Below are 24,619 nucleotides of genomic sequence, written 5' to 3'. Positions count from 1 at the left end.
TTTGGTCTCATCTTCGTTCCTTCGTCACTCCGATGAGACCAAAACACTCCTTAAATCACAACATCAAATCTGTGCCATTGGTGCTGACGGGGAACACCTGGGCACAACTGGACCGATGCGATCGCCATGGCGACGCCTATTGCTCACAAAGGTGTGGTGGCAGGCGCAAAGGTCGTCGCAATGACGACGCTTGACCTTCTGACCGACGCTAAGCTGCGCCAAGCGGCAAGAGACTATTTCACGAACGTCCAAACCAAGACGCAGAAGTATCTTCCGATGATCGGCCCGGCGGACAAACCCGCGATCGAGATTAACGCTGACATCATGGCCCGCTACAAGCCCGAGCTCAGCAAATATTATTATGACCCGGTGCGGTACCCGACCTACCTAGACCAACTTGGCATTCAGTTTCCGATGCTGGAGAAGCCGGCTGGAACGGGCGGCGAAAAATAGCGGACCTTCACGCCCAAGCCAGTTTCTGCGTGTGGATTAATTTGAGCTATGCCTGCTTTCTCTGAATTGCGTCTGATTTAAATAGGTCAATTGCCCGGACCGGACCGTCCACTGTCGGCCCAGTTCAACCGCGTCGGGTGGTTTCCTCTAAAGTTTTTCTCAAAAATTAGGACGCCGGGATCGAGTTATTCCGGCGGCAACCGATCTCAAAACAACCCTTTGATCGCACCCTGAGCGTCAATTCCGATCCCTTCGGCGGCAGGAACCTTTGGTAAGCCCGGCATCGTCATAATCTCCCCGCAGATTGCGACAACGAAACCAGCGCCTGCAGCCAACCGCACCTCGCGCACTGGTACGATATGGCCGCTTGGCGCACCGAGCGCAGCAGGGTCGGTTGAAAAGCTATATTGCGTTTTGGCCATACAGACAGGCAGATGCCCATATCCTGCCTTTTCCCATGCTGCGAGCTGACGCAACACGCTGGGTTCAGCGGCTGCGGCGGCGGCGCGATAGATGCGCGTTGCGATGATGTTCATCTTGTCGAACAGCGTTTCACTATCGTCATAAATCGGCGCGAACTGGGCTGCATTGCTGTCGGCTAACAGCGCGACTTCATGTGCCAAATCTTCGGCCCCCTCGCCGCCGATCGCCCAGTGATGGCAAAGGATCGCTTTGCACCCATGCTCCGCCGCTGCTGCCTGGATCACCGCGATTTCGTCCTCGCTGTCGGTCGCGAAGTGGTTGATCGCGACAACCGCAGGTACGCCAAACTGACGAATATTCTCGATATGGCGGATCAAGTTAACGCAACCGCGCTGAACTGCGTCAACATTCTCGTTGGCCAAGTCAGCCTTAGCGATTCCACCGTTCATCTTCAGCGCGCGCACCGTCGCAACGATGACAACCGCGCTTGGGGCAAGACCAGCCTGACGGCATTTAATGTCTAAGAACTTCTCGGCCCCTAAATCGGCACCAAATCCGGCCTCGGTAACGACATAGTCTCCTAGCGAAAGTGCGGCCTTCGTCGCGATCACCGAATTGCAGCCATGGGCGATATTGGCAAACGGGCCGCCATGCAGGATCGCTGGATTGCCTTCGAGGGTTTGAACAAGATTGGGCTTGATCGCTTCGGCGAGCAACACCGTCATTGCCCCGTCGGCTTTTAAGTCGCGCGCCGTCACAGGTTTGCGGTCACGGGTATAAGCAACGACAATGCGGCCCAGCCGTTGCTCCAAATCCGCCAAATCTTCGGCGAGACAAAAGATCGCCATCACTTCCGAAGCAACAGTAATATCAAATCCGCTTTCGCGTGGATAACCGTTTGCCACGCCGCCAATGGATTGGACAATATCACGCAGCGCGCGGTCATTGATATCCATAACACGCCGCCACACGATCCGCCGGACATCAATATCGAGCGCATTGCCCCAGTGGATATGATTGTCAATCAATGCGGCGAGCAGATTGTGCGCCGCCGTTATCGCATGGAAATCGCCGGTGAAATGAAGGTTGATATCCGCCATCGGTGCAACCTGCGCATAGCCGCCGCCGGTTGCCCCGCCCTTGGTACCAAAACATGGCCCCAGCGAGGGTTCGCGGAGCGCAAGCACGGTCTTGCGACCAATCCGGTTAAGTGCGTCGGCGAGGCCGACGGACGTTGTTGTTTTGCCTTCACCGGCCGGCGTCGGGTTGATTGCAGTGACGAGGATAAGTTTACCTCGAGGCTCTCGTTTTTCTGGCACGGGAATATTGAGCTTGGCTTTGAAATGGCCGTAAGGTTCGACGCTATGCTTATCGACGCCTAATTTTTGGGCGATATCAGTGATAGGGTGCAACCGGGCTGCGTTCGAAATTTCGATATCAGTCTTCATATCGCTTTTTAGGCAGAGGCGTGGATTGATGGCAAGAGGCGCTAACATTCCGATGATCCAACCTGGACGTTTACCGTCCCAATCGCTGCCGTTCGGTAATCAGGCGCAAAATTGATCGCTTTGCGCTCAAAGGTGGCGATTCGAGAGAGCTCGCGGCTGTATTGAAGCGGTGGTTCCGCTAATTTCTGTGCTTGCGCTGCACTTATGTCTTTCTAACGATTTCAACGAATATCCGGACGCAGATCATTATAATGAAAAACTCGGTAAAAGATTTTGGTCGCATCGATCTCCGCGATCAGGATCAGGATCGGGATCAGAAAATTCTCGATCTTGAGATACTTGACCCCCACATCAACAAGCGGAAACAAAGCGTTAGATAGCCAGCGCTCGCCGGTTTTTGGTTAATCTATTGGCAGCAACACAGCTCTCGCTTCACAATGGAGTGGCCTTAGCCACGTCATGTTCCACAATGTCGATCCTGCGCGCGAACTGCTGCCTTTGCGGCCAATCTTGCCAATAGCCAGATTTTCGGGTTGATTGACTCAATAACGAGGGGAGATGATTCGAACATGCTTAGAGCGTCGATTTCAAATACTGACGCTGCTGCCCTCGTTAATCCTGTTCTGACGCGTGACGACTGGAACGCGATGCGGTCTGCGGTTCTCGCTGACCCCGGAGCATTTCATGGCGATATCGCGGCACGCACGGTTCACTGGTTCGTTGCAGACATCGGCGCATCGGGCGCTTGGCTGTGCCGTGACGATGATGGACGCTGGTCTGGTTGGGACGCGGAGACCGGCGATGCACTGACCGCTGACGTTCCCCCGGATTTTGCGCCTTGGACGACGGCATTTGATTCCTCCGAGCCGCCGCATTGGCGGTGGTTCGTCGGCGGGCGGACGAACGCCTGCTTCAACGAGGTCGACCGGCATGTTCTGAACGGACTCGGCGACGAAGCGGCGCTTATCTTTGAAGGTGACCGCTGGGACATGGCGGCAGATGGCGGGCGGGGTGCGCCGGTCGATTGCTTTACCGTTTCACGAAAGCAACTGCTGCTCGAAACAGCCAAATGCGCCGTAGCACTCGAAGCGCTTGGGCTGAAGGCCGGCGATCGTGTCGCGTTCAATATGCCAAGCATCGTGCCGCAGATTTATTGGACCGAGGCGGCAAAGCGGCTGGGGATCGTTTATACCGCCGTGTTTGGCGGGTTCAGTGACAAGACCCTGTCCGACCGTATCGCCGACGCTGGCGCGCGCGTTATTGTGACGTCGGACGGCAGCTACCGCAATGCGCAGGTGGCCGCATTCAAGACTGCTTATACCGATCCTGCACTCGACAATTATGTGCCGGTGACAACCGCTCTTGCTATCCTCGCGGCGACCGATCTTGGCCTTAATGAAGCCGACGCTGCTGTCATCCATTCAACCGTTGCCGAAATGCTGGCAGACGAAATCACGGTAGAACGGTCGGACGTGATGCGCGGGGTCGGGCGCGCGCTTATCGGGCTTGGCAAGGAGGGTCGCATCGGTGCGAGTGACGCCGCCCGCGTTCGCCTTGCGATTGCATCAAGCCTCGTCACGCTGCCGCCGCGCGTCGACACCGTTATCGTCGTCCAGCATACCGCCCAGCCCGACATAATCTGGCGCGGCGAGCGGGACCGCTGGAGCCACGACCTGACCGATGCGGCGCTGGTCACCATAATTGCCAACGCGCGTGCCGCCGGTTTTGTGGTCGACCGCGAAGAAGCGCTGCTCGCCCTGCCCGATCGCGATTTTGTCCGTGCTATATGGGCGTCGTCGCGACCGCTTCCCGTCGATGCCGATTTCCCGATGTTCTTTATCTATACCTCGGGGTCGACCGGCAAGCCGAAGGGGATCGTACACGTTCACGGCGGCTATACGGCGGGTATCGCACACACGATGGTGGTCGCCTTCGATGCGCGACCGGGCGACACGATCTACGTCGTCGCCGATCCCGGCTGGATAACCGGGCAGAGCTATCTGATCTCTGCTGCGCTGACGACTCGAGTGACCTCGGTTATTTCCGAAGGTTCACCAGTGTTTCCCCACGCCGGGCGGTTCGCCTCGATGATCGAGCGGCACAAGGTTACGATCTTCAAGGCAGGGGTTACGTTTCTTAAGTCGGTGATGTCCGATCCTTCGAACCTCGCTGATCTTGAGCGTTACGACATGTCGTCGCTGCGTGTCGCGACATTCTGTGCCGAACCGACCTCGCCGTCGGTACAAGCGTTCGGCATGGCGAATGTGACGCCGCACTATATCAACAGCTACTGGGCGACCGAGCATGGCGGTATCGCTTGGACGCATTTTTACGGCAGCAGTGATTTTCCGCTGCGCCCCGATGCTCATGCCTATCCGCTGCCATGGATCGTCGGTGATGTTTGGGTGGAGGACGCCGGTTCGGTCCGGGCCGAAGCACCTTTCGCGCGCACGGATGATAGTGGCGTGCCGTGGCGGCGCGCCGAATCTGGCGAAAAAGGCGAGATCGTAATCACTGCGCCCTACCCCTATCTAGCGCGCACGATCTGGGGCGACGTCGCCAATTTCCATGTCGAGCAAGGCAGCGTGGTTGGCGGCTGGCACGGCGACGCGGCGCGCTGGGAAACCGGATATTGGACTCGCTGGCGCGGCGCATGGGGCTACACCCAAGGCGATTTCGCAATCCGCCACGATGATGGTTCCTATTCGCTCCACGGGCGCAGCGACGACGTTATCAACGTTTCTGGCCATCGGATGGGAACCGAGGAGATCGAAGGCGCGGTGCTGCGCGACAAGACGCTTGATCCCGATTCACCGGTTGGCAACGTGCTGGTGGTGGGCGCACCACACCGCGAAAAGGGCCTGACCCCGCTTGCTTTCGTCGTGCCTGTCGCTGGGCGCAAGCTAAGCCATGAGGATCGGCGCAGGTTATTCGATCTCGTCCGAACTGAAAAGGGTGCGGTCGCTGTGCCCGCCGACTTTATTGAAGTCTCGCAATTTCCGGAAACACGCAGTGGAAAATATATGCGCCGGATGGTGCGGGCTTTGGTCGAGGGCAGCGATATCGGCGATGTGACCACGCTTCGCAATCCCGAGAGCCTGACTGAATTTAAGATCGCCATCGACGACTGGCAGCGCAAGCAGCGATTATCCGAGGAGCAGTCGCTGTTCGAGCGTTATCGCTATTTCTTGATCCAATATAATGCTGTCGCGCCGGGCAAGCGTGTCGCCACGGTCACGGTCACCAATGCGCCGGTCAATGCGCTGAACGAACGCGCCATCGATGAACTGGTCGTCGTCGTTGAGCATCTGGCGCGTAAGGATGATGTCATCGCCGTGGTGTTTACCGGCGAAGGTACGGCATCATTCGTTGCCGGGGCCGACATTCGCCAGATGCTTGAAGAAGTGCATACGCGCGACGAAGCGATGGTGCTGCCGAACAATGCCCAACTCGCCTTCCGCAAGATTGAGATGATGGGTAAGCCGTGCATCGCGGCGGTGCAGGGCGTAGCGCTTGGCGGCGGAATGGAGTTTGCCCTTGCCTGTCACTATCGCATTGCCGAGCCGACAGCCCGCTTTGGTCAGCCGGAGGTCCGGCTGCGCTTGCTGCCCGGTTATGGCGGCACCCAGCGTTTGCCTCGGCTGCTGGCCGACAGACACGGGCCGCAGGGCGTGCGTGATGCGCTCGACATGATCCTCGGCGGGCGAAGCATCGATGCGAATGCTGCAAAGGCAATCGGCCTGATTGACGCTTTGGTCGACGGCCGTACCGATGCGCTGGCGCAGGCGCATGCCGCTGTCCGCGACTATGTTGCACACGGCATGGACAGCGCGCTTGGTACCGCCTTTGCTGCACGCGAGGCGGCGACGAAGCTGTGGGAGGCGCCTGCTTCGATTGCCCTCGATCCTGTACTGGATGATGCGTTCCTACAGCGAATTCTCCGCCAGCTCGACTGGGCCGGGCGGGGCAAGGCAGGGGAACGCGCGATCGAAGCGTTGCGAACTGGCCTTGAACAGGGAATGAGCGCTGGCCTCGCGTGCGAAGCGGCGCTGTTTGCCGATGCGATCATCGACCCCGAAGGCGGCAAGACCGGCATCCGCCAGTTCATGGACAAGGTGAGCCCTCCCCTTCCGGTACGCCGCGACGGCCTATGGATCGATAGCGAGCATGAAACGCGCGCGAAGACCCTCGAGGCTGCGGGCGATCTGCTTCCTGTTGGCGCGCCTTTCTATCCCGGCGTCAGCGCAATTCCGGCATGGCAATATGCGTTCGGGATCGCGCGGGATCCTGACACTGGCGCTCCCCGCTTTGGCCCACCTGCGAGCCATGAGCGCGAACTGATCGTCAAGGTGCCCGAACCTGCGCCCAATGAAGCTTTGCTCTACATGCTGACGAGCGAAGTCAATTTCAACGACATTTGGGCGCTAACCGGGATTCCGGTCTCCCCGTTCGACGGGCACGAAGAAGATGTTCAGATCACCGGATCGGGCGGCATTGCGCTGGTTGCCTCTCTCGGCAGCGAAACGCGCGCTGAGGGACGCGTCAAGGTCGGCGATCTCGTGACCGTCTATTCAGGTACGAACGACCTGCTTTCCCCTCAGGTCGGTAATGATCCGATGTTTGCGGGCTTCGCGATCCAAGGATATGAGAGCAAAACGGGCAGCCACGCGCAGTTCTTGACGGTGCAAGCGCCGCAGATGCACGCTATACCGCCCGACCTGACACTTGAGCAGGCGGGCAGCTATGTCCTCAACTTGGGCACGATCACGCGCTGTCTGTTCACCACATTGCAGATCGCGCCGGGGCGTACGTTATTCGTCGAAGGTGCGGCGACGGGCACCGGACTCGACGCGCTACGCAGTTCGGTTCGCACCGGACTTCAGGTGACAGGGCTGGTGTCGAGCCGCGAGCGCGCTGCGTTCATCACTGGCCAGCAAGGCGCGGTCGGTGCCATCGACCGTAAGGACCCGCGTTTCGCCCATCTGTTCACAACTGTGCCAGAAAATGCCGAAGCCGCGCGCGTCTGGGAAGCGGCAGGCGATGTGCTGACCGCTGAATTTGAGGCGCTAAATGGCGGCAAACGCGCCGACTATGTCGTCAGCCATGCCGGAGAGACAGCATTTCCCCGCAGTTTTCAGTTGCTGGCAGACGGCGGGACGCTCGCTTTTTACGGCGCTTCGTCAGGTTATCATTTCAGCTTCATGGGCAAGCGCGGTGCAGCGAGTCCCGAGGAAATGCTTCGCAAGGCGGCACTACGTGGCGGTGAAGCCGTGTTGATCTATTATGGCCCGCGCTCGACCAAATTGCTCGACGACATGGGCCTTGAGATTATTGAGGCCGCGCGACGGTTTAATGCGCGAAGTGTAGTTGTGACCACAACTGACGGTCAGCGCGAGTTTCTGCAATCGCTTGGGCTTGAGGATGCCATTGAAGGTATCGTTAGCCTCGCAAGCATTCGTCGACGCGAGGGAGAGAATTTCGACTGGCCCGACACGATGCCGCGCCTGCCGGACGCCAAGGCTGATATCGAGGTTTTCAAGTTGGCAGTGCGCGATTACCAAGACCGGGTATTGAAGCCTTTCGGCTCTGCCGTGGGCAAGATCCTGCGCTCATCCGACAATCCGCGCGGCGCGCCGGATCTGGTTTTCGAACGCACAGGGCAAGACACGCTTGGCGTCTCAACCTCGCTGGTAAAGCCATTTGCCGGGCGGGTGGTATTTGCCGAGGATATGTCCGGCCAGCGCTTTACTTTTTATGCGCCGCAGGTTTGGACGCGCCAACGCAGGATATTGATGCCTACAGCGTCGATACTCGGCACCCATCTTTGTAATGCTTATGAAGTCGGGCGGATGAATGACATGATCGCCGCTGGTTTGCTTGAGGTTACCGAGCCACAGGTGGTGGCATGGGACGGCTTGCCGGAGGCGCATCAGGCGATGTGGGAAAATCGACATTCGGGCGCAACCTATGTCGTAAATCACGCCTTGCCCGAATTGGGTCTGCGCAGCCGTGACGCGCTGTTGGAAGCATGGGCGATGCAAAAGGATTAACCAGGGCAGGAGAGACAGGATGGCAAAGGCAAAGACCACGGCAAAACCCGCAGCTGTGCAGGCTGGAGGCAGTCTCGAGGGCAGACTGGCGGGCAAGATAGCCGTCGTAAGCGGGGCTGCAGGAAATCTGGGCGGCTACATCGTGCGTCATTATCTGCGCGAAGGTGCTACGGTTGTAATGACCGGGCGCACCGCGACCCGCCTTGAGGCTGCTGCCGACGCGATTCGAAGTGAAACTGGTGTCGATGCCTCGCGTCTCGGTACTGTGGTGCTTGACGGTGCCGACGCGCAGTCGGTGCGTGACGGTATTGCCGATGTGGTCGCGCGCTTTGGTCGCATTGACGTCCTCGTCAACAATGCTGGTTCGGCTGGCCCAAAGCAGCCAATTGAACAATTGCCGCTCAATGCCGATGAACTGGCCGCGCAGCAAGCGCTTGGATCGACCGACACCGAAACCGTTGGCGATGCCATGCGCAACATCTTGGGCGTCGCGTTAAATCTCGCGCGTGCAGCGGCGGCGGCAATGGTCGAAGGCGGCTCGATCATCAACATCTCAACGATCTTCTCGCGCACATCCTATTATGCGCGTGCGGCCTATGTCGTGCCGAAGGCAGCGATGAACGCTTGGTCGCGCGAGTTATCGCTTGAGCTAGGGCCGCGCGGTATCCGCGTGAATCTGGTGTTTCCAGGGCCAATCGAAAGCGAGCGCATCCGTTCTGTGTTTTCGACGATGGACAAGCTGCGCGGCGATGATCCAGGCACGACAGCGAACCAGTTCTTTGACATGATGTCCCTTGAACGCAGCACTGGCGGCAAGACAAAGGCCAAGACCTTCCCGGTGCCAGACGACATCGCAGCAACTTGCGTATTCCTCGGCAGCGACGAATCGGCTTCGTATAACGGCCATGATTTCGAGGTCACACACGGTATGACCGTGCGCAAAGAGGCGCGCTCGACTTACCTATCACGCCCAACGATGCGGTCAATGGACGGCGCTGGTCTTGCTGTGCTGATTGCAGCCGGCGATGATTGGGAAGAGGCGTTGGAAATAGCCAAGATCCAGATCGCCTGTGGAGCAAATGTGCTGCTCGGTCTTTCCCGCCAGGCCGATGTTGCGATTGCAAAGGCACGCGCACAGGCCGAGGCCATTGGCGATGCTCTGACCATCGTACGTTTCAACCGCACCGAAGCCGCCGCGATGGAAGCGGCGCTCGACACTTATAGCGAAACGCATGCGCCGATTACCGGCGCGATCTTCATGCCGACGAACGCGCCGGGCGAATTTGTTGGCAACCTTGTCGATGCAACTGATCATGAGATCGAAGCCTTCATGGACGTTGAGCTCGTTGGTGCGATAGCGCTCGCACGGACGATCAGTCGCTATTGGAAAAAGCACGACACGCTATTGCAAGCTCCGCGCTTTGTTTTCTTGTCGAACGCTACCGACGGCAAGGGTGATGTTTACGCCAACGTCCTGCGCGCGGCCATTGAACAGCTCGTGCGTATCTGGCGCGACGAATCAGAAATTGACGTCGCTCACGGACGGCGTCGGCAAGCCGAATGGGGAAACCAGATCGTCCGCTTTTTCAACGCGGAACAGGAAAATACGCGATTTGCCGCAGGCCATGCCGCGCGTATCCTGATAAAGGAAAGCAAGATTGGCGAGGTCACGCTTTATGTCCCGCAGAGTATCGGCGAAGCAACCGGTGCGCGCAAGGCCATGCCGGGCTTCAGCGAGAACATCACGGGCCTTCACCTTGGCAAAGTCGCGCTGATCACGGGCGGATCGGCAGGGATCGGCGGCCAAGTCGCGCGTCTGCTTGCCCTCGCCGGGGCAAAGGTCATGATCGTGGCCCGTCGCGAAAGCGAGCTTGCTGTGGCGCGTGCCCGTATCGTGAGCGAACTGGAGGATATCGGTTTTGCCGGGGTCGAACGGCGCGTGCAGACGTTGGCGGGACTCGACGTCAGCAATCTCGATTCTTTGAAGGGTGCCGTCGATGCTACACTGAAAGCATTTGGACGGATCGATTATCTCATAAATAACGCCGGGGTTGCTGGGGCAGAAGACATGGTCGTGGATATGAGCCTCGACGCCTGGAACTACACGCTTGATGCCAATCTAGTGTCAAACTTCGTCCTGATGCACCATGTGGTGCCGATCATGAAGGCGCAAGGCTCGGGCTATGTCCTCAACGTTTCGTCCTACTTCGGTGGCGAGAAGTATCTTGCGGTCGCTTATCCGAACCGTGCCGACTATGCGGTGTCGAAATCGGGACAGCGTGCGATGGTGGAATCAATGGCGCGCTATCTGGGTCCTGAGGTTCAATTCAATGCAATTGCGCCCGGACCTGTTGATGGAGACCGGCTTGCAGGCACCGGGGGTAAGCCGGGGCTGTTCGAACGGCGGGGCAAGCTGATCCTCGAGAACAAGCGCCTTAACGCAGTTCATGCCGCCGTCGTAAAGTCCCTGCGGCGTGGCGTTCGGGTCGAAGCGCTGCTGACCCGGCTCGCGCGGAACGACACCGTCCGGATGTCGCACGACCCCAACAATCCGCGGGAGATCCGCGATTTGGCCTTGTCGTGCGCCCGCGAAGGCGACGGCGTGTGCAGTTGGGATCGCTTCTTGATGACCCCGGCCATCGCGGCCCGGCTTGTTGCCCGGTTACGGAACGGGGGCTATTTCCTCGACTCGCCGGGCTGGTCAGATCGTCCCGACTCCGAAGAGGCGAACGGCAGCTGGTTGCTCAAAGTACCGCCGGCTGACGTCCCGTTTTTGCCCGCTGACCGGATTGCGACCGAAGCCGGCAAGGTTGGCGGCGGCGTTTTGAAACAGCTTTTTCTAGGCAAAATGCCGACCGAGACCGATGTTGCGCAAGCTACCGTGTTCTTTCTTGCCGATCGCGCCGTCAGCGGCGAAACGTTCATGCCGTCCGGTGGCCTCAGCGTCGAACGATCAACAACCGAGCGTGAACTGTTCGGAAGCCCGAAGCAGGAGCGTCTCGATCAAATGCGTGGGCGAACCGTGTGGATCATTGGCGAGCATCTTTCTGACTACCTTGCCGAAACTGCGCGACAGTTCATCACTGAATGTCATGTCGCGCGGATCGTTCTCCTGACCAAGAGCGAAGCGGGGTTTGCCGCATTACGCGATGCGCTGTCTGATATCGCCAAAGCGCCGCTGGAATCGATCCTGCTTGATGACGGGGTTGACGCAGCCATGGATGCGGCGTTGCTGCGCTGGGGCGCGCCGACAACGATCGTGTCAACACCTCTCGAAGCGTTGCCGACGCATCTGTTCGAAGCTGGCGCGCTATTGCTTCCCGAAGAATTCCGCACGGTCGTGGCGAACAATCTCACAAACCATTTCCGCGTCGCTCGCAAAGCCTCACTTTATGACGACTGCCAGTTGGTGCTGGTCTCGCCAGACGTGCCCATGGGCGACAAAAGCCCTGCGTTCGCGCTTGCCAATTTCATCAAGACAACACTGCATTCGTTCACCGCAACACTTGCTGTTGAGAACGAACGGCTTGTTCATGACGTGCCGGTGAACCAGATCAACCTGACCCGTCGGGTGCGATCCGAGGAGCCGCGCGATCTTGATGAGCATCTTGAAGAAGTGAAGCGGTTTGCACGAGCCGTATTGCTTGTCGGTACACCGCTTCCCGATGCCGAAGACTCGCGGTATCGCGCTCGGATCTACCGCGGAATGTCGATGACGGTTTGATGCAGTATCTTTCGTTTGAGAAACCGGTAGAATCGCTGGCGGCAAGTGCGGCAGCGTTGCGCAGATCTGGAGGGCGCGAGGGCGAAGCCGCGATGCTCGATGAGCGGGCGCAACGTCAGCTTGCCGACCTTTATGCGCGACTTACCCCGTGGCAGCGCACGATGGTGGCCCGGCACCCGGATCGTCCCCACTTCCACCACTTCGTCGATGGGTTGTTCGAGGATTACATGCCTTTGGCGGGTGACCGTTCGTTTGCCGATGATCAGGCGATCCTTGGCGGCTTTGCACGTTTTGAAGGGCGGCGGGTCGTCGTTATCGGCCATGCCAAGGGAGAGGGCACCGATGGGCGCATCCGCCACAATTTTGGCATGGCAAAGCCTGAGGGTTACCGTAAAGCGATCCGGCTAATGGACCTCGCAGACCGTTTCGGGCTGCCAGTGATCACATTGGTCGATACGCCGGGGGCGTTTCCGGGAATTGAAGCTGAAGCGCGCGGTCAGGCCGAAGCCATCGCACGCTGTACAGAAAAATGCCTTGCAATCGGCGTGCCGATGATCGCGGTTATCGTCGGTGAGGGCGGGTCTGGTGGTGCGGTCGCGCTTTCATCGGCAAACCGGGTTCTCATGCTTGAACATGCGATCTATTCAGTGATTTCGCCCGAAGGATGTGCGTCTATTTTATGGAGAGGCGCTGATCGTGCGCCGGATGCCGCCGAGGCAATGAAGATCACTGCCGTAGACCTGCTTCGCCTCGGTGTCATCCACCGGATCATTTATGAACCGCCGGGTGGCGCGCACCGCAACCACGGCGAAACGATCAAACGCTTGTCGCTCGCGCTCCGCACTGAGCTCGACGGCTTGGTCCACTTAACGCGCAACGATCTTCAAACCGAGAGAGGAGCCTTCTTCCTGGGAATCGGTGATACATGATTTATTGGCGTAATTTGAATGGCCTTGATGGATGCTAGAGCCCGGGATTATTCCCCTGGTTTTTTCGAAAGCGTCGGCACTGAGGCTAACAACTGAATACCCCTTTGCGGAAATTGCACGATTCCAGCCGCGTCATATCGCCACCGCTTTCGATGAAACGGAGGAATAGCTTTTGACGGCAGATTCGGACGTGAAGATTGGTTTGGTTCATGCGAAGGAACAATACATCATAATCCTGGGTTTGCAGGCATGAACACAATAACTTTGGCGCTGACGGCAGCGTTACCTTTTGCCTTCAGTCCCATTGTTTGGTCCAAAGCGCGGGTTCCTCTTACCTATCTATGGCGGCATCGCCGCTGGCCAGACATCGCGAAGCCGGCACTGTTTACCGAGTGGGTGCAATGGCGCAAATTGAACGATCGCGATGCTGGTTTAGCGATGTTAACCGACAAACTCTTGGCAAAAGGTTTTGCGGCCAGCCGTATTGGAACGGCTTTCGTAATTCCTACGCTTTGGCATGGTACTAGCTTGCCATCACTCCCTCCATGGCCGTTGCCGTTCATACTAAAGGCAAACCATGGCTGCGGTCAGTTTGTAGTCGTGCGCTGTGTCGCCGATTGGCAGCGTGCGCAGCGAGAAGCGCCGGGCTGGTTAGCAAGACCCTATGGATACTGGTTGGATGAATGGCACTATACCCATGCGCGCCGTCTTTTGCTTGTGGAACCATTTATCGGGCCAGATGACGCCTTGCCAATTGATTATAAGATCTACGTATTTGATGGTGTCGCACGATGCATTCAGGTGCATTTGGGCCGCGCATCACAGCACCGTTGGTTCCAGTACGATAGAGATTGGCATCCCCTTTCAACAGGGGCTCAACAGGAATGCATTACACCCCCTGTTTCGCTTGCTGAGATGTTGAAGGCAGCAGAATGTATCGCTGCGGGGCGTGATCATTTGCGGGTAGATTTCTACGAGGTCGGCGGCAGGCCGATGTTTGGCGAAACATGCCTATTTCCCGGATCAGGTCTCGACAGGTTTCAACCTGCTTTGCTCGATAAGACGCTGGGTGACTATTGGTCAAGATCTGTGAAGTAGATGACAGCGCAGCCTTCCATTAAACGATAAAATCCCGATTGTCCGCTTTCGGGCAAATCCAGGCCATTCGGTTCGGCAAGCTATTCCCGTGAATGGACGGCAGTTATTCATGTCGGCAGAATGTCGTTTCAACGTCTGCTATGTTAGCGACTGCAGCCTTTGTGTAGGTGATGCAGAGAACGCCGACATACCAACTTTTGAAAGCGGAATTACTGCCCTGAGGGGATCAGGGTGATTTCGGTTTGGCGTCCATCGATGTATCGCACGCTTGTGCCGTCAAAGAATGCGTTCTCTTCAGTCCGGAAGTCTACTCGCTGGCCGCCCCATTCGGGCACAGCTGCGTAAGATGTAAGTTCGATTGACCACGCAGTATTGGCGTTGATCGCCCCGCTACCACGTGGATCTGCGTTCTGGTTGTCCCAGAAGCCGATGGACGGCCCTGCGCCATGGCCATGCAAGCCAATCGGGTGAGCATAAATCGATGGATCGAGTCCCGCCGCTACCGCTTCCGCCCGAGTCAGCGCCAACACCGCATTCCCACTGCGCCCGACCGCGAAATGGCGGGTGAGCATATCCTGCACACGGTTGCTATTCGCCAGCCCCTGCCTAAGGCCTGTAGGTGCCTTGCTTTCACCCGGCTTCAACACATATGCCAGGTGCTGTGTATCGGTATTAAGCCGGAGGTAAGTAATTCCGAAATCGGTCCACAGCAGATCGCCCGACTGAATCACTTCGGCGCCTTCAAGCATGCCTTTCGCGCCCTCACGCTGGATCGCTACCGAAGGGTGGAACCATGGCTCGAGGCCAAGCTGAAGCAGCCGGTCGCGATACCACCATTGCACCTGCTCCGCTGTCGTCACGCCTGGGGTGATCACCGCCCGCGAAAACGCTTCGCCGATCACGGCATGAGCGATGCGCACGATTGCGGGGTAAAGCTCCATCTCAGAAGGCGTGCGGGTCTCAAGCCAACGGATTGCGAGTGATTCGCCGCTAACTATACGCTGGCGCATGGGAGCGGGTAACGTGGCGACAAACTTGTCATACTGACTGAGCGTCATGCCGTCGGCGAACTGATAGAGATCGGAGGTGTTGATCGCAATTTTGGCAGGATCGCGCACGGCGATGATGTCTGCGACCGCCTGCCACTGATCAGGCTGCTTACTTGGGTCCCAAACGGGTGAAAACAAACCTCCGAGCCCATAGCGGCTGACAGTCAGACGCTCGATCGGTTTTCCATCTCCCGGATCACGGAAGATCAGGATTGTGCGGCGCCGTGCACTCATATTCTCTGCATCAAGCATTGAAGCGACCACCGGTTCTTCAAAATACTCGCGGGCTACTAGCAACCACAAATCGATGCCCTGCTCGCGCATTATCGCGGGGATAATCGCATCAAGCCGCGCGGCCAAAATGCGGTTTTCAGTCATCGCCCTTTCGCGCGAGTTCAAAATTGGAGGCAGCGACGGCACCTGTGTTTCGACCTCGCTCATTGCGATGGGCGCAGCAGCAGCCGCAGCGGAAAGTCCGATGAGTGCCGCAAGCAGCGCCGCTCCATATGCTACACGATTTGCCATTATGTCCTCCCCCAATCATACCTTGCATCAACACTGCCCCGCAGCGGTGCCGGGATCAAGCGCGGCGTGCGTCGGGCTGGAACAAAGACTGGTTATATGCTGTCGCTAAAGCACAGGCCGCAACCTTTACTTCAACGACATTCATTTTGAATACTCGACCGATTTACCTGAAACGAATTTCGTTTGGGCCTCTTTGATCCAGGACCGGTATCTGGCAACATTCACAGAGACCGACGGCTTGCCTTTAACACCGCAGCCAACGGCCCATGAAACGATACCGACTTGCATGACTTTGCCATTCTGCGTCGAGGTAATTGGTCCGCCGCTATCGCCCTGACAGGTAAAAACCTCGACCTTCGATTTCAGAGGCGTGACCGCGCAAAGCATGAAGTCGGTTACTTTGCCATATCCGCCGCGCTTGCTGCATGTTTTCTGATCGATAAGCTGCATCCTGCCTTCGTGAAGTTGCGAAGGATTGCGCTGAACGACGTTGTTGCTTGTCATGCGCGTAACACGACCCTCGGTTGCCTCCATAAAGCCCCAGCCATACCATTTAACGCCGGTGGTCGCTATTGGTTGGCTGGTCGCTAATGTTATCGGCCGCACCGATTTTGCGTTCTGCGACAGCGTGCTGGAATCGGGCCTAATCCGTAAAAGCGCGATATCATTATATTGTTGCCCCGCGACATATCCCTTGTGGACCACAATCGAGTCAATTGCATAGGTGGTCCCGCCTTTTGTCAAATCCAACGTTCCCAATCTCACGCGACGAAATTTAAGCGCATTCTGCCGCAAGACCGGACCGGCAAAGGGTTCACCAGCGACGCAGTGTGCGGCGGTGAGCACAATATACCGCTTGTTTTCATCCAGTCCGATCACAGATCCACCGCAACGGTGCGCTTTTTCATACTGCGCCCAGGCAACCTTGCCGAGTGTAGCATTGGCACGCAGTGAAGCCGGGGTGCCGCTGTCGGTTGAATATAGCTGAGCCTGCCATGGGGCAGTAAATAATGAAATGACGACGCCACCCCCACCGCCGACTGTAGCCGTCCGTTTGGGGGGTATAATTACCGATATATTCCAGGCTCGCGGGAGTTCCGGCGGCGTTTGTTTGCTGATTGCAACTATGTTCAGATCGATCGGCTCGTTTGCCGAAATGATTACGGTATATTGATCGTCTTCCACATACGGGAAAGATCGTGATTCACCGGGGTTCAATGAAAATTGCTTTGGTAGATTTTTGGAGAGATAGAAGCTCATATTATGCGGATCGATAAGCCCCAGCGCGACATTTTGGGCCGATGACGACTTGTTGTGAATCATAAGCGTTTGCGAAGGGACGCAGGCTTCTGACAGTTCAACTCCTTGGCAGTCATGATAAACTGTCTCGTAACCAACGTCTGTTTGCGACTTTCCGCGCCAGAAAAGCAAACGCCGCGCCAATAATATTTGACCCAGTTCCAGGTTCAGTTGGTCCGGCAGCGACGCATCGCTGATGCTTCCAACAACTAACGGTAGCCTATAGCCCCCGGGAAAACTCGCTGTGGCATAGAGTTCGTATAGTTTTGCAATGCCTTCATCGGAACTGTCGAAAAGCTGGCGCTGATATTGGCTACTGTCAGCCATTCTGTGGATCGGCATGAGGATTAAAATGTCGGGAAAGTCGGGATAGCGCGCGACAAGATAATCGGCATCATCCTTCTTCGGACTGACCCGCACATTGGGATTGATCGCTAGCATTGCTTCAATCATCGCGCGGTCCCCGGCAAGCGAGTCTGCGATAGCTACCGTCAGAGGGCCGCTTGGCGCAGGCGGTTCAGATATCGACTCTGCCCGGGACTGCGCCACACAGTTGGCGCCGACAACGCAGCCTTCGAGATTTTCCATGTCAAGTTTCTGCGCGCCAAACAGGACCTGCGGCAGAAGCATTGCAGTCAGCGCGCGCATCAGAGGCAAGAACGCCCGACGGACCATCCAAATCCACGCCATTTCGCACCCCTCCAGGTACTGCGCAACGTACGACGTATATGCAGTTGCGATATGATTTCGATCCAACGATATACAGTCTATCTGGCTTTTGCCAATTGTACAGGATGCGCCGGGAGAGCCTGTGGCCGATGTATAGGCAAATACCGGCCCGACGTTTCAGCCGGATCATTTACAAGTCCAGATGCCTCTTTGTCTATTGCGCATTGCCCATTAAGGCCCGCCACGATACCGCCAGCTGGTCGCAGGATCCCGTTCCAAAAACGAAGCGATCGGGACGGACCAGAACAGCCTCCGCGCCATTCTTATCCAGCCATCGGCAAAGCGATGACCCGAAGGGCGCGATTTGGGGCGCGGCAAGATCATCGCGCGAGATCAACCAGTGTCCCGCTCCCAGGACATCGTAGATGCGGGTGCCATCGGCGGAAATCGATTGCGGGAAATAACTGCCCGCCGCAGGGCTTCCTGCCATGATTGCGCCAACCGAGATTGGCGGATATTCCACAGGGCCTTCGGGCAACTTGCCTATGGCCCGGGCCAGCTTGAACTTGATGTCACGCAGAAAGGCAGACCATTTGTTCGTTGTGCAAACCATGCGCCCCATCATAATTGCCATGTCGATTGTCGCGCGCAGGTTCGGCGCGCGCTCGGGTTGATAACTGTCGAGCAGACTTTCGGGAGCTTGTCCGCGCACGACTGCTGCCAGTTTCCATGACAGGTTCATGGCATCGCGCAGGCCGGAGCACATGCCTTGCCCAGCAAATGGCGGGGTCTGGTGCGCTGCATCGCCCGCCAGCAGCACGCAGCCCTTTCTCCATTCGCTCGCGATGCGCGCGCGGAAGGTATAGACGGTCTTGCGTTCCATCCGCACCGCGCCCTTGACGTTCCAGGGTTCGAGAAGCTTTTCGATAAAGGCGTCATCGCTCACCTGCTCGGGCGTTTCGCCAGGCTTGATCATGAATTCCCAGCGATGACGACCTTCGCCCATCAACACGCAGGTGGTCGGACGTTCCGGGTCACAAATCTGCAGGTTCGCGTCTGGAAGTCTGGAGTAATCGTCGACGAGGACATCGACCACCAGCCAGGGTTCTTCGAAATTGAGATCGTCAAACGCAATGCGCGATGCTTCTCGGACCGGAGAGCGCGCGCCGTCCGCTCCGACGAGATAGCGGGCGCGGATTGTGCGTTCGCCATCGGGCGTGGCGATCTGCGCGGACACACCTTCACCGTCGTCCGTGAACGTGTTCAGTTCCCACCGATTGTGCAGTGTAGCGCTGGCTTCAACCGCCAGAGATCGGCGGAGCGCCGCCTCGACCGAAGGCTGGTGAATCATGTTTGCGCCTGGCCATCCGCCAGGGCCTATCTTGTCCGATCCTGCGAAACGCAGAAGCAGATCGCCCTTGGCATTACGGAAATCGTAGCGCGCCACACTGCGGCTGGTTGCCATCACTTCGTCCGCAACTCCGGCGTCCTGCAGGATACGCATGCTTTCATGATCAAGATGCGCCGCGCGCGGTAGCGGGTAGATATTCGCTTCTTTTTCCGCGACAATCACCTTCACCCCGCGCTTCGCCAGCAAGATCGCCAGTGTAACGCCCGTCGGACCTCCGCCTGCAATCAGCACGTCACAATCGAATTCCATCGTTCAGCCTTCCGCGACCATCGTGCCTTCGATATGGCCGAGGTCGTCAATCTCGCAGCGTACGACATCGCCTTCCTTCAGGAACTGGCGCGGGTCCATCGCCGCGCCTACCCCGCCGGGGGTCCCGGTGAAGAGGATATCGCCAGGCTCCAGCGTCATGCCGGTGGAGAGATGCTCAACCTGTTGCCAGATGTTGAAAACAAGGTGTTTGGTGTTCGAGTCCTGCCTTTTCTCGCCATTGACGAAGCAGCGCAAACCCAAATTATGGGGATCGCCAACTTCATCGGCTGTCACAATCCAAGGGCCCATTGGCGCGTGCGTGTCGAAGCTTTTGCCCAATGACCATTGCGGACTGGCGTGCTGCCACATTCGTTCGGTGACATCATTGCCGACGCAGTAGCCGAAGATCGCGGCAGCGGCCTCTGTCGCGGCAATGTGTTTTCCACCCGTGCCGATGATAGCAACCAACTCGACCTCATAATCATTGGTCATCGTGCCTTTGGCGATATCGATTTCGTCATAGGGGCCGTTGACGCTGGTTTGTGCCTTTGTGAACCAGACCTGCCGCTGAGGTGTTTCCATGTTCGATTCTTCGATATGATCAGCATAGTTGAGACCGATGGCCCAGATTTTACCGGGACGCTGCACGGGCGATTCGAGCTTTACCGTTGAAAGCGGCACGCCACCCCCTGCTGCCACTTTGGCCTCAAGGCCCGGCTTCAGTATGCTCCAGTCACGGATCAGATCGATCATCGTGCCGTCGACACCTGTGTCGATGATCGTGTCGCCGACTACGACACCCGTGCGGGTCTGGCCTTCGGCGGTGTAGGTAGCGAGCTTCATGCTGGATTTCCTTTAAGTTGGCGGCGGAACAGCCGCTTGATCCGGAGAGTGAGTGCAAAGAGGAAGACGACAAGGCCCGGCGGCGGGGCCATCTTGCCCGCCAACATCGGATGCGGCGCGCCCCATTGCACTTCGAGCAAGGCGCTCATTGGCATCTTCTGCGGCGGGTCGGCGGCGGTGAAGAGATCGCCGTCGGTCCAATGCTCAAGCTCGTTTCCGAACGGGTCTTTCCAATAATCAAAAACCTGACTGCCCATGATATGACGACCGACACCCCAGGCGGCCTCATATTCTTGTGCCTTGAGATGCTGGTGGCCAAGCATTAGATCGTCAAAGTTGGCAACCTCGAACGCTGCATGGAGCAGTCCAAGCTTCCCCGGCAGTTGGGCGAGGAAGAGGGTGTGGTGATCCGCGGGCTTGTCGCCCCGGTCGCAGCGCATGAACGCGCCCAGCGGCACCCCTGCCGCCGCCTCCACTTCGTCTGATGTGAGAAAGCCAAACCGATCCTTGTACCATGCTTCTGAAATGCGGAAGTCCCGCACCTTGAGCACGGCATGGCCGATGCGGCGCACATGGGCTGGCGCGTTTTCAAGTCGTATGGCCTTGCGGAAGCGGGGTTTGGCAGCGACAGTGTTACGCTGCGGATCGGCAAACGGCAGGGATGGCTCTCCTTTGGCCTGTCCTGCAACAACCTCAACGGCGTAACCGTCAGGATCGGTCAACCGCACGATCTTGCCGCCACCGGGCTCGTTCAAATCCTCGACGGACACTCCTTCTGCCGCCGCGAGCGTATCCAGATCGGTGAGTGATTCCGCCCGTAAGCCGATTGCCAGAAACTGGGCATCGCCCGGTTCGGTCACATGAACAAAAGCGCGACCGTCGCTGCCTCTCCCGTAAACGCGCCCGCCATGTGTAAAGACGGTCATCCCGAAATCCTCAAGAAACGCACGCATTGCCGAAAAATCCGGCGCAGCAAAACGCACATGGGCAATGTCTTCAACCTTGATGACCGGCACAGGCTGTTCTCCCGCGATTCGTAAATGACTATTTGGTCAAATAGATTGCAAATGACCATATAGTCAAGTACAATATCGGTATGACAGAGCATCCTGACCTTTCGCCCCGCGCCGCACGCACCAGAGCCGCTCTGCTTTCTGCCGGCTTCGAACTGCTCGTGGAAAAGCCGATAGACGCCATCCCGATCGACGACTTCGTGGCCAAAGCACAGGTGGCGAAGGGCAGCTTCTTCAACCATTTTTCTGACAAACAGGCCTTTGCGGAAGCCATCGCTACCGAAGTCAGGGTTGACCTGGAGGAACAGGTAGCGCGCGCGAATGCGCGGTTAACGGACCCGATCGAGCGGATTGCTGGCGGTATGCGTGTCTGCGCGTTGTTTGCCATCACAAACCCCAAGCGTGCGGCCTTACTGCTAAGGAGCCATGCCACTTCGACCACGCGCACGCATCCCCTCAACAAAGGTCTGGTCTGCGATTTCGAAGCTGCATATGCACAAGGGTTGCTCAGGCCTGAGGCAGAACACAGCGGCGTGCTCTTCTGGCTCGGTCTGTGTCAGGCCCTCATGACCAATTTAATCGAACGTCGACTTAGTGGGGCGGACGCTGAACGACGCATTGACGATATGATAGTTCTTGGCCTCATGGGATTAGGGGTTGCCCAAGATCATGTCACAGAGCTTGTAGCTAAGGGCGCAGATGGATCTCTCTAACGGTGAAAGCCAGTTATGATCGTGTTTGGAAAAGTAAATGCCACACGTGAACGAATGGCAAGTGTTACATTTGCAATAAATTTGGTAATGACGAGGTCGGGAGTTCAATCCTCCCCAGCATCACCAGTCCTCCAAAAGGACGTTTCAAATCAACTGCGAAAGTGCCTTCCGGCTGGGAGGTGCTTTGGGTCCTGCTTGGGCCGCTTTTGCCTTAGAGCGAAGCCCGGCCAAGGTAATTACGCGAGAGAGCTAGATCTGCGGGATACCTACTCAAGGTCACGTTACGAGGTCTTCGGGGGTACGCACGCATACACAATAGGTGCGATGATGCTTTTCTGCGCATACCCAGATATGGCGTTCAGGTGTCATCGAAAGCTATCCGACGCGTCGATCTCGCGATTCAACCGCTAAGCCGAAATGTTGTTCACCAGCGACCGAATATCAACTTTTGCCTGAAATCTGGTTGCAAGTAGGGCCATGCCGCTGATTTTCCGCTGGATAAACAGCAGCTCGGTCGGTGGAATGTGCCAAGCGGCCTTATCACTTGCAACTTCAAATCCCTGCTCACCCAAAGGCTTTACGAAACGGCGATCCCCGAAATCAAAATCGCCCGGTCGATTTAGCTCGCCAAGTAGAATTTCTATCATGGCATCGATACGCGCGCCATGTCTTTGGATCGCCGGGGCGCTGAGAAAGCCGGCAGCCAATAAGTGCTTCAGAACATTCTCCCGATCGCCATTTAGACCAGCGATTATGAGTTTATGGTAAGCTTTTGCGGCGGCGGGGCTGACGCGCCGCGCTGCACCAAAATCGAGCAGCACCAGCTTTCCTGAATCTGGCTGGTAACGATAATTGGCAAAATTCGGATCGGACTGGATCACTCCAAATTCAAACATTTCCCGTAAGAGCAGGTCGAACAATAATCGCATCACGTTATTTCGTGTTTCCTGCGATGCTTCAGTCAAAGTTTCGATCGCCTTACCTTCGACAAAACCCATCACCAGCACTTGGTTTGTAGAGAATTCCTGATCCAAATTTGGGACGACATAATCGGGAGATTCAGCAAGTAAATCACCAAATTGCGTTAGATATTTACCTTCACGGATATAGTCGGCTTCCTCATGAAGTTGCTTTTTGGCCTCAGCCAGTAGGGGAGCGATATTGAGTTCACGCGGCAACAAATTAGAAACACGCAATAAAGTCGCGACGTTATCAACGTCCGCATCAATGCTTTCGCGAACACCTGGATATTGCACTTTGATCGCTAATTCACGACCATCGAGTGCGGTGGCGCGGTGCACTTGCCCAATGGATGCAGCTGCAACCGGGCTTGCGCCAAAACGGGTAAAGCGCTTTCGCCAGTCCTTGCCCCATTCCGCCGACAACACTTGCTGGAGCTGCTGCGGCGGCATTCTGTGCGCATTTTGGCGCAGGCGCGATAGGATCTCTGTAAGCTCGGGCGGAAGCATATCCCCTGCATCCATTGATATCATTTGGCCAAGTTTCATTGCTGCACCGCGCAAGTGTGATAGCCGGTCTGCAACCCTTGATACGTTCGCCGGGGTTAACATCATGTCACGGATTGCTGGTCGTTCTCCGTTCGCGATGCGTCGCGCGCCTTCAGCCACCATCCCGCCAGCGATGCCGCTAGCCAAACGCCCGAATTGCCCAAACCGCGACAACCGGCCGCGCGGGACCGCTCTACTGATCGGATTTTGTATGTCGTCAGTCATGTTGCTACCAAGCCATGCTGCCAGCGACGCCTTTGAATGGCCCCGCAACTTTGCTTGTGATCCAGCCGCCATAAAACGCGCCAGGTTGAGGAATCACGGTTTCACCGTCCACGCTGCACCGGTCAAACGGCCCAGCATAAAAGGCAAGATGATCACGCAACATGGAAAATGCGTTGGATGGTTCGGGGTAGCTCCAAGCCACGCGGCTTAAAATGATATCCCCAACCACAATGTCCCAGTAAATTGCGCGCCCTTTCCACTCACAAAAAGATGTGCCGTCCGTGCGCCGCATCGTCGCAGGATTGATATCGGATACGGGAATATAATAGCTAGGCGGGTGGCTGGTTTCCAGCGTCCGGACGCTCGCCCGCGTGTCGGCTACAATCGTCCCATGATGTTCGATCAAGATACGCGAAGGACATGGTTGCGCTATGGCCGGGCGTGGATAATCCCACACACTTTCCTGTTCCGCATTGGTAACGTCAGGCTGCGGGCTCATGATGCTATCCGCCCGCCTGCAAGCCTTTGTAGCAACGGCCTGATGCCCAAGAACATTCGATATCCCCATTCCAGTCCATATAAAACCAGTCTGTTACGGGCGATAATTCCAATCGGGCGGAGCAAGGGAACGGCGCGCCACATTGCAGCAAATGCCGCAGCCCCCGAGAGTATTGTGCCGTTTTCTTGAACGTGTAACCTATCCAGCATCAGCCGGCGGTCCAACGGGCAGTTGGTGTCGGGATTTGACAAATCAACAAATGTAATAACACCGGATTTGTCGAGATTGTCCATCCACCTGATCTCTCTCAGACATAATGGGCATGCACCGTCATACCAGACTGTAATTTCGTTCATCCCTCGCTGTTCATCTATTACCGTCCTTCCGTCAATACGTCATCATAACGGTATAGCTGGAGACGCGTCAGAATGTTTCCTCAGCTTTCTGTTCACATTCGCATTGACACAAAAGCGATAGTAATCCTTACCTTG

General features: G+C 57.1%; 16 protein-coding genes. 6 read left to right on the top strand and 10 right to left on the bottom strand.

Translation table 11 applies throughout. The annotated features are described in order from the left end of the window. Positions 1-126: 126 nt before the first annotated feature. Positions 127-453, top strand: coding sequence for a hypothetical protein (locus tag ACEW72_RS09325; RefSeq protein WP_373476110.1), 327 nt, complete (start codon positions 127-129; stop codon positions 451-453). Positions 454-659: 206 nt separating this feature from the next. Here the strand turns inward: ACEW72_RS09325 and ACEW72_RS09320 are convergent, their stop codons facing one another. Beyond that, positions 660-2,324, bottom strand: coding sequence for a formate--tetrahydrofolate ligase (locus ACEW72_RS09320; RefSeq protein ID WP_373476109.1), 1,665 nt, complete (start codon positions 2,322-2,324; stop codon positions 660-662). Positions 2,325-2,545: 221 nt separating this feature from the next. Beyond that, positions 2,546-2,692 (bottom strand): hypothetical protein, encoded by a 147-nt coding sequence (locus ACEW72_RS09315; RefSeq protein WP_373476108.1) that lies wholly within the window; start codon positions 2,690-2,692, stop codon positions 2,546-2,548. A gap of 201 nt (positions 2,693-2,893) precedes the next feature. Here ACEW72_RS09315 and ACEW72_RS09310 point away from each other — a divergent pair, with 201 nt between their 5' ends. The 4 genes from ACEW72_RS09310 (at position 2,894) to ACEW72_RS09295 (ending at position 14,125) form a co-directional block, all read left to right on the top strand. Beyond that, positions 2,894-8,374 (top strand): AMP-binding protein, encoded by a 5,481-nt coding sequence (locus ACEW72_RS09310; protein WP_373476107.1) that lies wholly within the window; start codon positions 2,894-2,896, stop codon positions 8,372-8,374. A gap of 19 nt (positions 8,375-8,393) precedes the next feature. Then, positions 8,394-12,098 carry an SDR family NAD(P)-dependent oxidoreductase gene (locus tag ACEW72_RS09305; RefSeq protein ID WP_373476106.1) on the top strand — a complete coding sequence of 1,235 codons (3,705 nt, stop codon included), beginning with the start codon at positions 8,394-8,396 and terminating at the stop codon, positions 12,096-12,098. Next, positions 12,095-13,027: an acetyl-CoA carboxylase carboxyltransferase subunit alpha gene (locus tag ACEW72_RS09300; RefSeq protein WP_373476105.1), complete on the top strand. Its 933-nt coding sequence runs from the start codon at positions 12,095-12,097 to the stop codon at positions 13,025-13,027. Before ACEW72_RS09305 ends, ACEW72_RS09300 begins: the two co-directional genes overlap by 4 nt. Before the next feature lie 264 nt (positions 13,028-13,291). Then, positions 13,292-14,125: an ATP-grasp fold amidoligase family protein gene (locus ACEW72_RS09295; RefSeq protein ID WP_373476104.1), complete on the top strand. Its 834-nt coding sequence runs from the start codon at positions 13,292-13,294 to the stop codon at positions 14,123-14,125. A gap of 209 nt (positions 14,126-14,334) precedes the next feature. Here ACEW72_RS09295 and ACEW72_RS09290 read toward each other — a convergent pair whose 3' ends face one another. The 5 genes from ACEW72_RS09290 to ACEW72_RS09270 all read right to left on the bottom strand — a co-directional run bounded on the left by ACEW72_RS09290 (position 14,335) and on the right by ACEW72_RS09270 (position 21,186). After that, on the bottom strand, positions 14,335-15,699 hold the full coding sequence (locus ACEW72_RS09290; RefSeq protein ID WP_373476103.1) for a M24 family metallopeptidase: 1,365 nt from the start codon (positions 15,697-15,699) through the stop codon (positions 14,335-14,337). A 141-nt stretch (positions 15,700-15,840) separates the two neighbouring features. After that, positions 15,841-17,688 carry a serine protease gene (locus ACEW72_RS09285; RefSeq protein WP_373476102.1) on the bottom strand — a complete coding sequence of 616 codons (1,848 nt, stop codon included), beginning with the start codon at positions 17,686-17,688 and terminating at the stop codon, positions 15,841-15,843. 193 nt (positions 17,689-17,881) lie between these two features. Then, positions 17,882-19,327: a bifunctional 3-(3-hydroxy-phenyl)propionate/3-hydroxycinnamic acid hydroxylase gene (locus tag ACEW72_RS09280; protein WP_373476101.1), complete on the bottom strand. Its 1,446-nt coding sequence runs from the start codon at positions 19,325-19,327 to the stop codon at positions 17,882-17,884. A 3-nt stretch (positions 19,328-19,330) separates the two neighbouring features. Next, a complete protein-coding gene (locus ACEW72_RS09275; protein ID WP_373476100.1) occupies positions 19,331-20,170 on the bottom strand; it encodes a fumarylacetoacetate hydrolase family protein in 840 nt (279 codons plus the stop codon). Further along, positions 20,167-21,186 carry a VOC family protein gene (locus tag ACEW72_RS09270; protein WP_373476099.1) on the bottom strand — a complete coding sequence of 340 codons (1,020 nt, stop codon included), beginning with the start codon at positions 21,184-21,186 and terminating at the stop codon, positions 20,167-20,169. Before ACEW72_RS09270 ends, ACEW72_RS09275 begins: the two co-directional genes overlap by 4 nt. An 80-nt stretch (positions 21,187-21,266) precedes the next feature. Here ACEW72_RS09270 and ACEW72_RS09265 point away from each other — a divergent pair, with 80 nt between their 5' ends. After that, positions 21,267-21,896 (top strand): TetR/AcrR family transcriptional regulator, encoded by a 630-nt coding sequence (locus tag ACEW72_RS09265; RefSeq protein ID WP_373476098.1) that lies wholly within the window; start codon positions 21,267-21,269, stop codon positions 21,894-21,896. Between the two features lie 407 nt (positions 21,897-22,303). On the opposite strand, the gene ACEW72_RS09260 is transcribed toward ACEW72_RS09265, so the two are convergent. The 3 genes from ACEW72_RS09260 to ACEW72_RS09250 are packed head-to-tail and all read right to left on the bottom strand — an operon-like array spanning position 22,304 to position 24,484. Further along, positions 22,304-23,629, bottom strand: coding sequence for an ABC1 kinase family protein (locus ACEW72_RS09260; RefSeq protein ID WP_373476097.1), 1,326 nt, complete (start codon positions 23,627-23,629; stop codon positions 22,304-22,306). A 4-nt stretch (positions 23,630-23,633) separates the two neighbouring features. Then, positions 23,634-24,128 carry a DUF427 domain-containing protein gene (locus ACEW72_RS09255; protein ID WP_373476096.1) on the bottom strand — a complete coding sequence of 165 codons (495 nt, stop codon included), beginning with the start codon at positions 24,126-24,128 and terminating at the stop codon, positions 23,634-23,636. Continuing rightward, positions 24,125-24,484 (bottom strand): thiol-disulfide oxidoreductase DCC family protein, encoded by a 360-nt coding sequence (locus tag ACEW72_RS09250; RefSeq protein WP_373476095.1) that lies wholly within the window; start codon positions 24,482-24,484, stop codon positions 24,125-24,127. The genes ACEW72_RS09255 and ACEW72_RS09250 overlap by 4 nt, the downstream gene beginning before the upstream one ends. Positions 24,485-24,619 lie beyond the last annotated feature (135 nt).

The organism is Sphingorhabdus sp., assembly GCF_041737645.1.
Lineage (GTDB): Bacteria > Pseudomonadota > Alphaproteobacteria > Sphingomonadales > Sphingomonadaceae > Sphingorhabdus_B.
The sequence above is the reverse complement of the archived record's forward strand: the minus strand, read 5'-3'. Positions and strand labels throughout refer to the sequence as shown.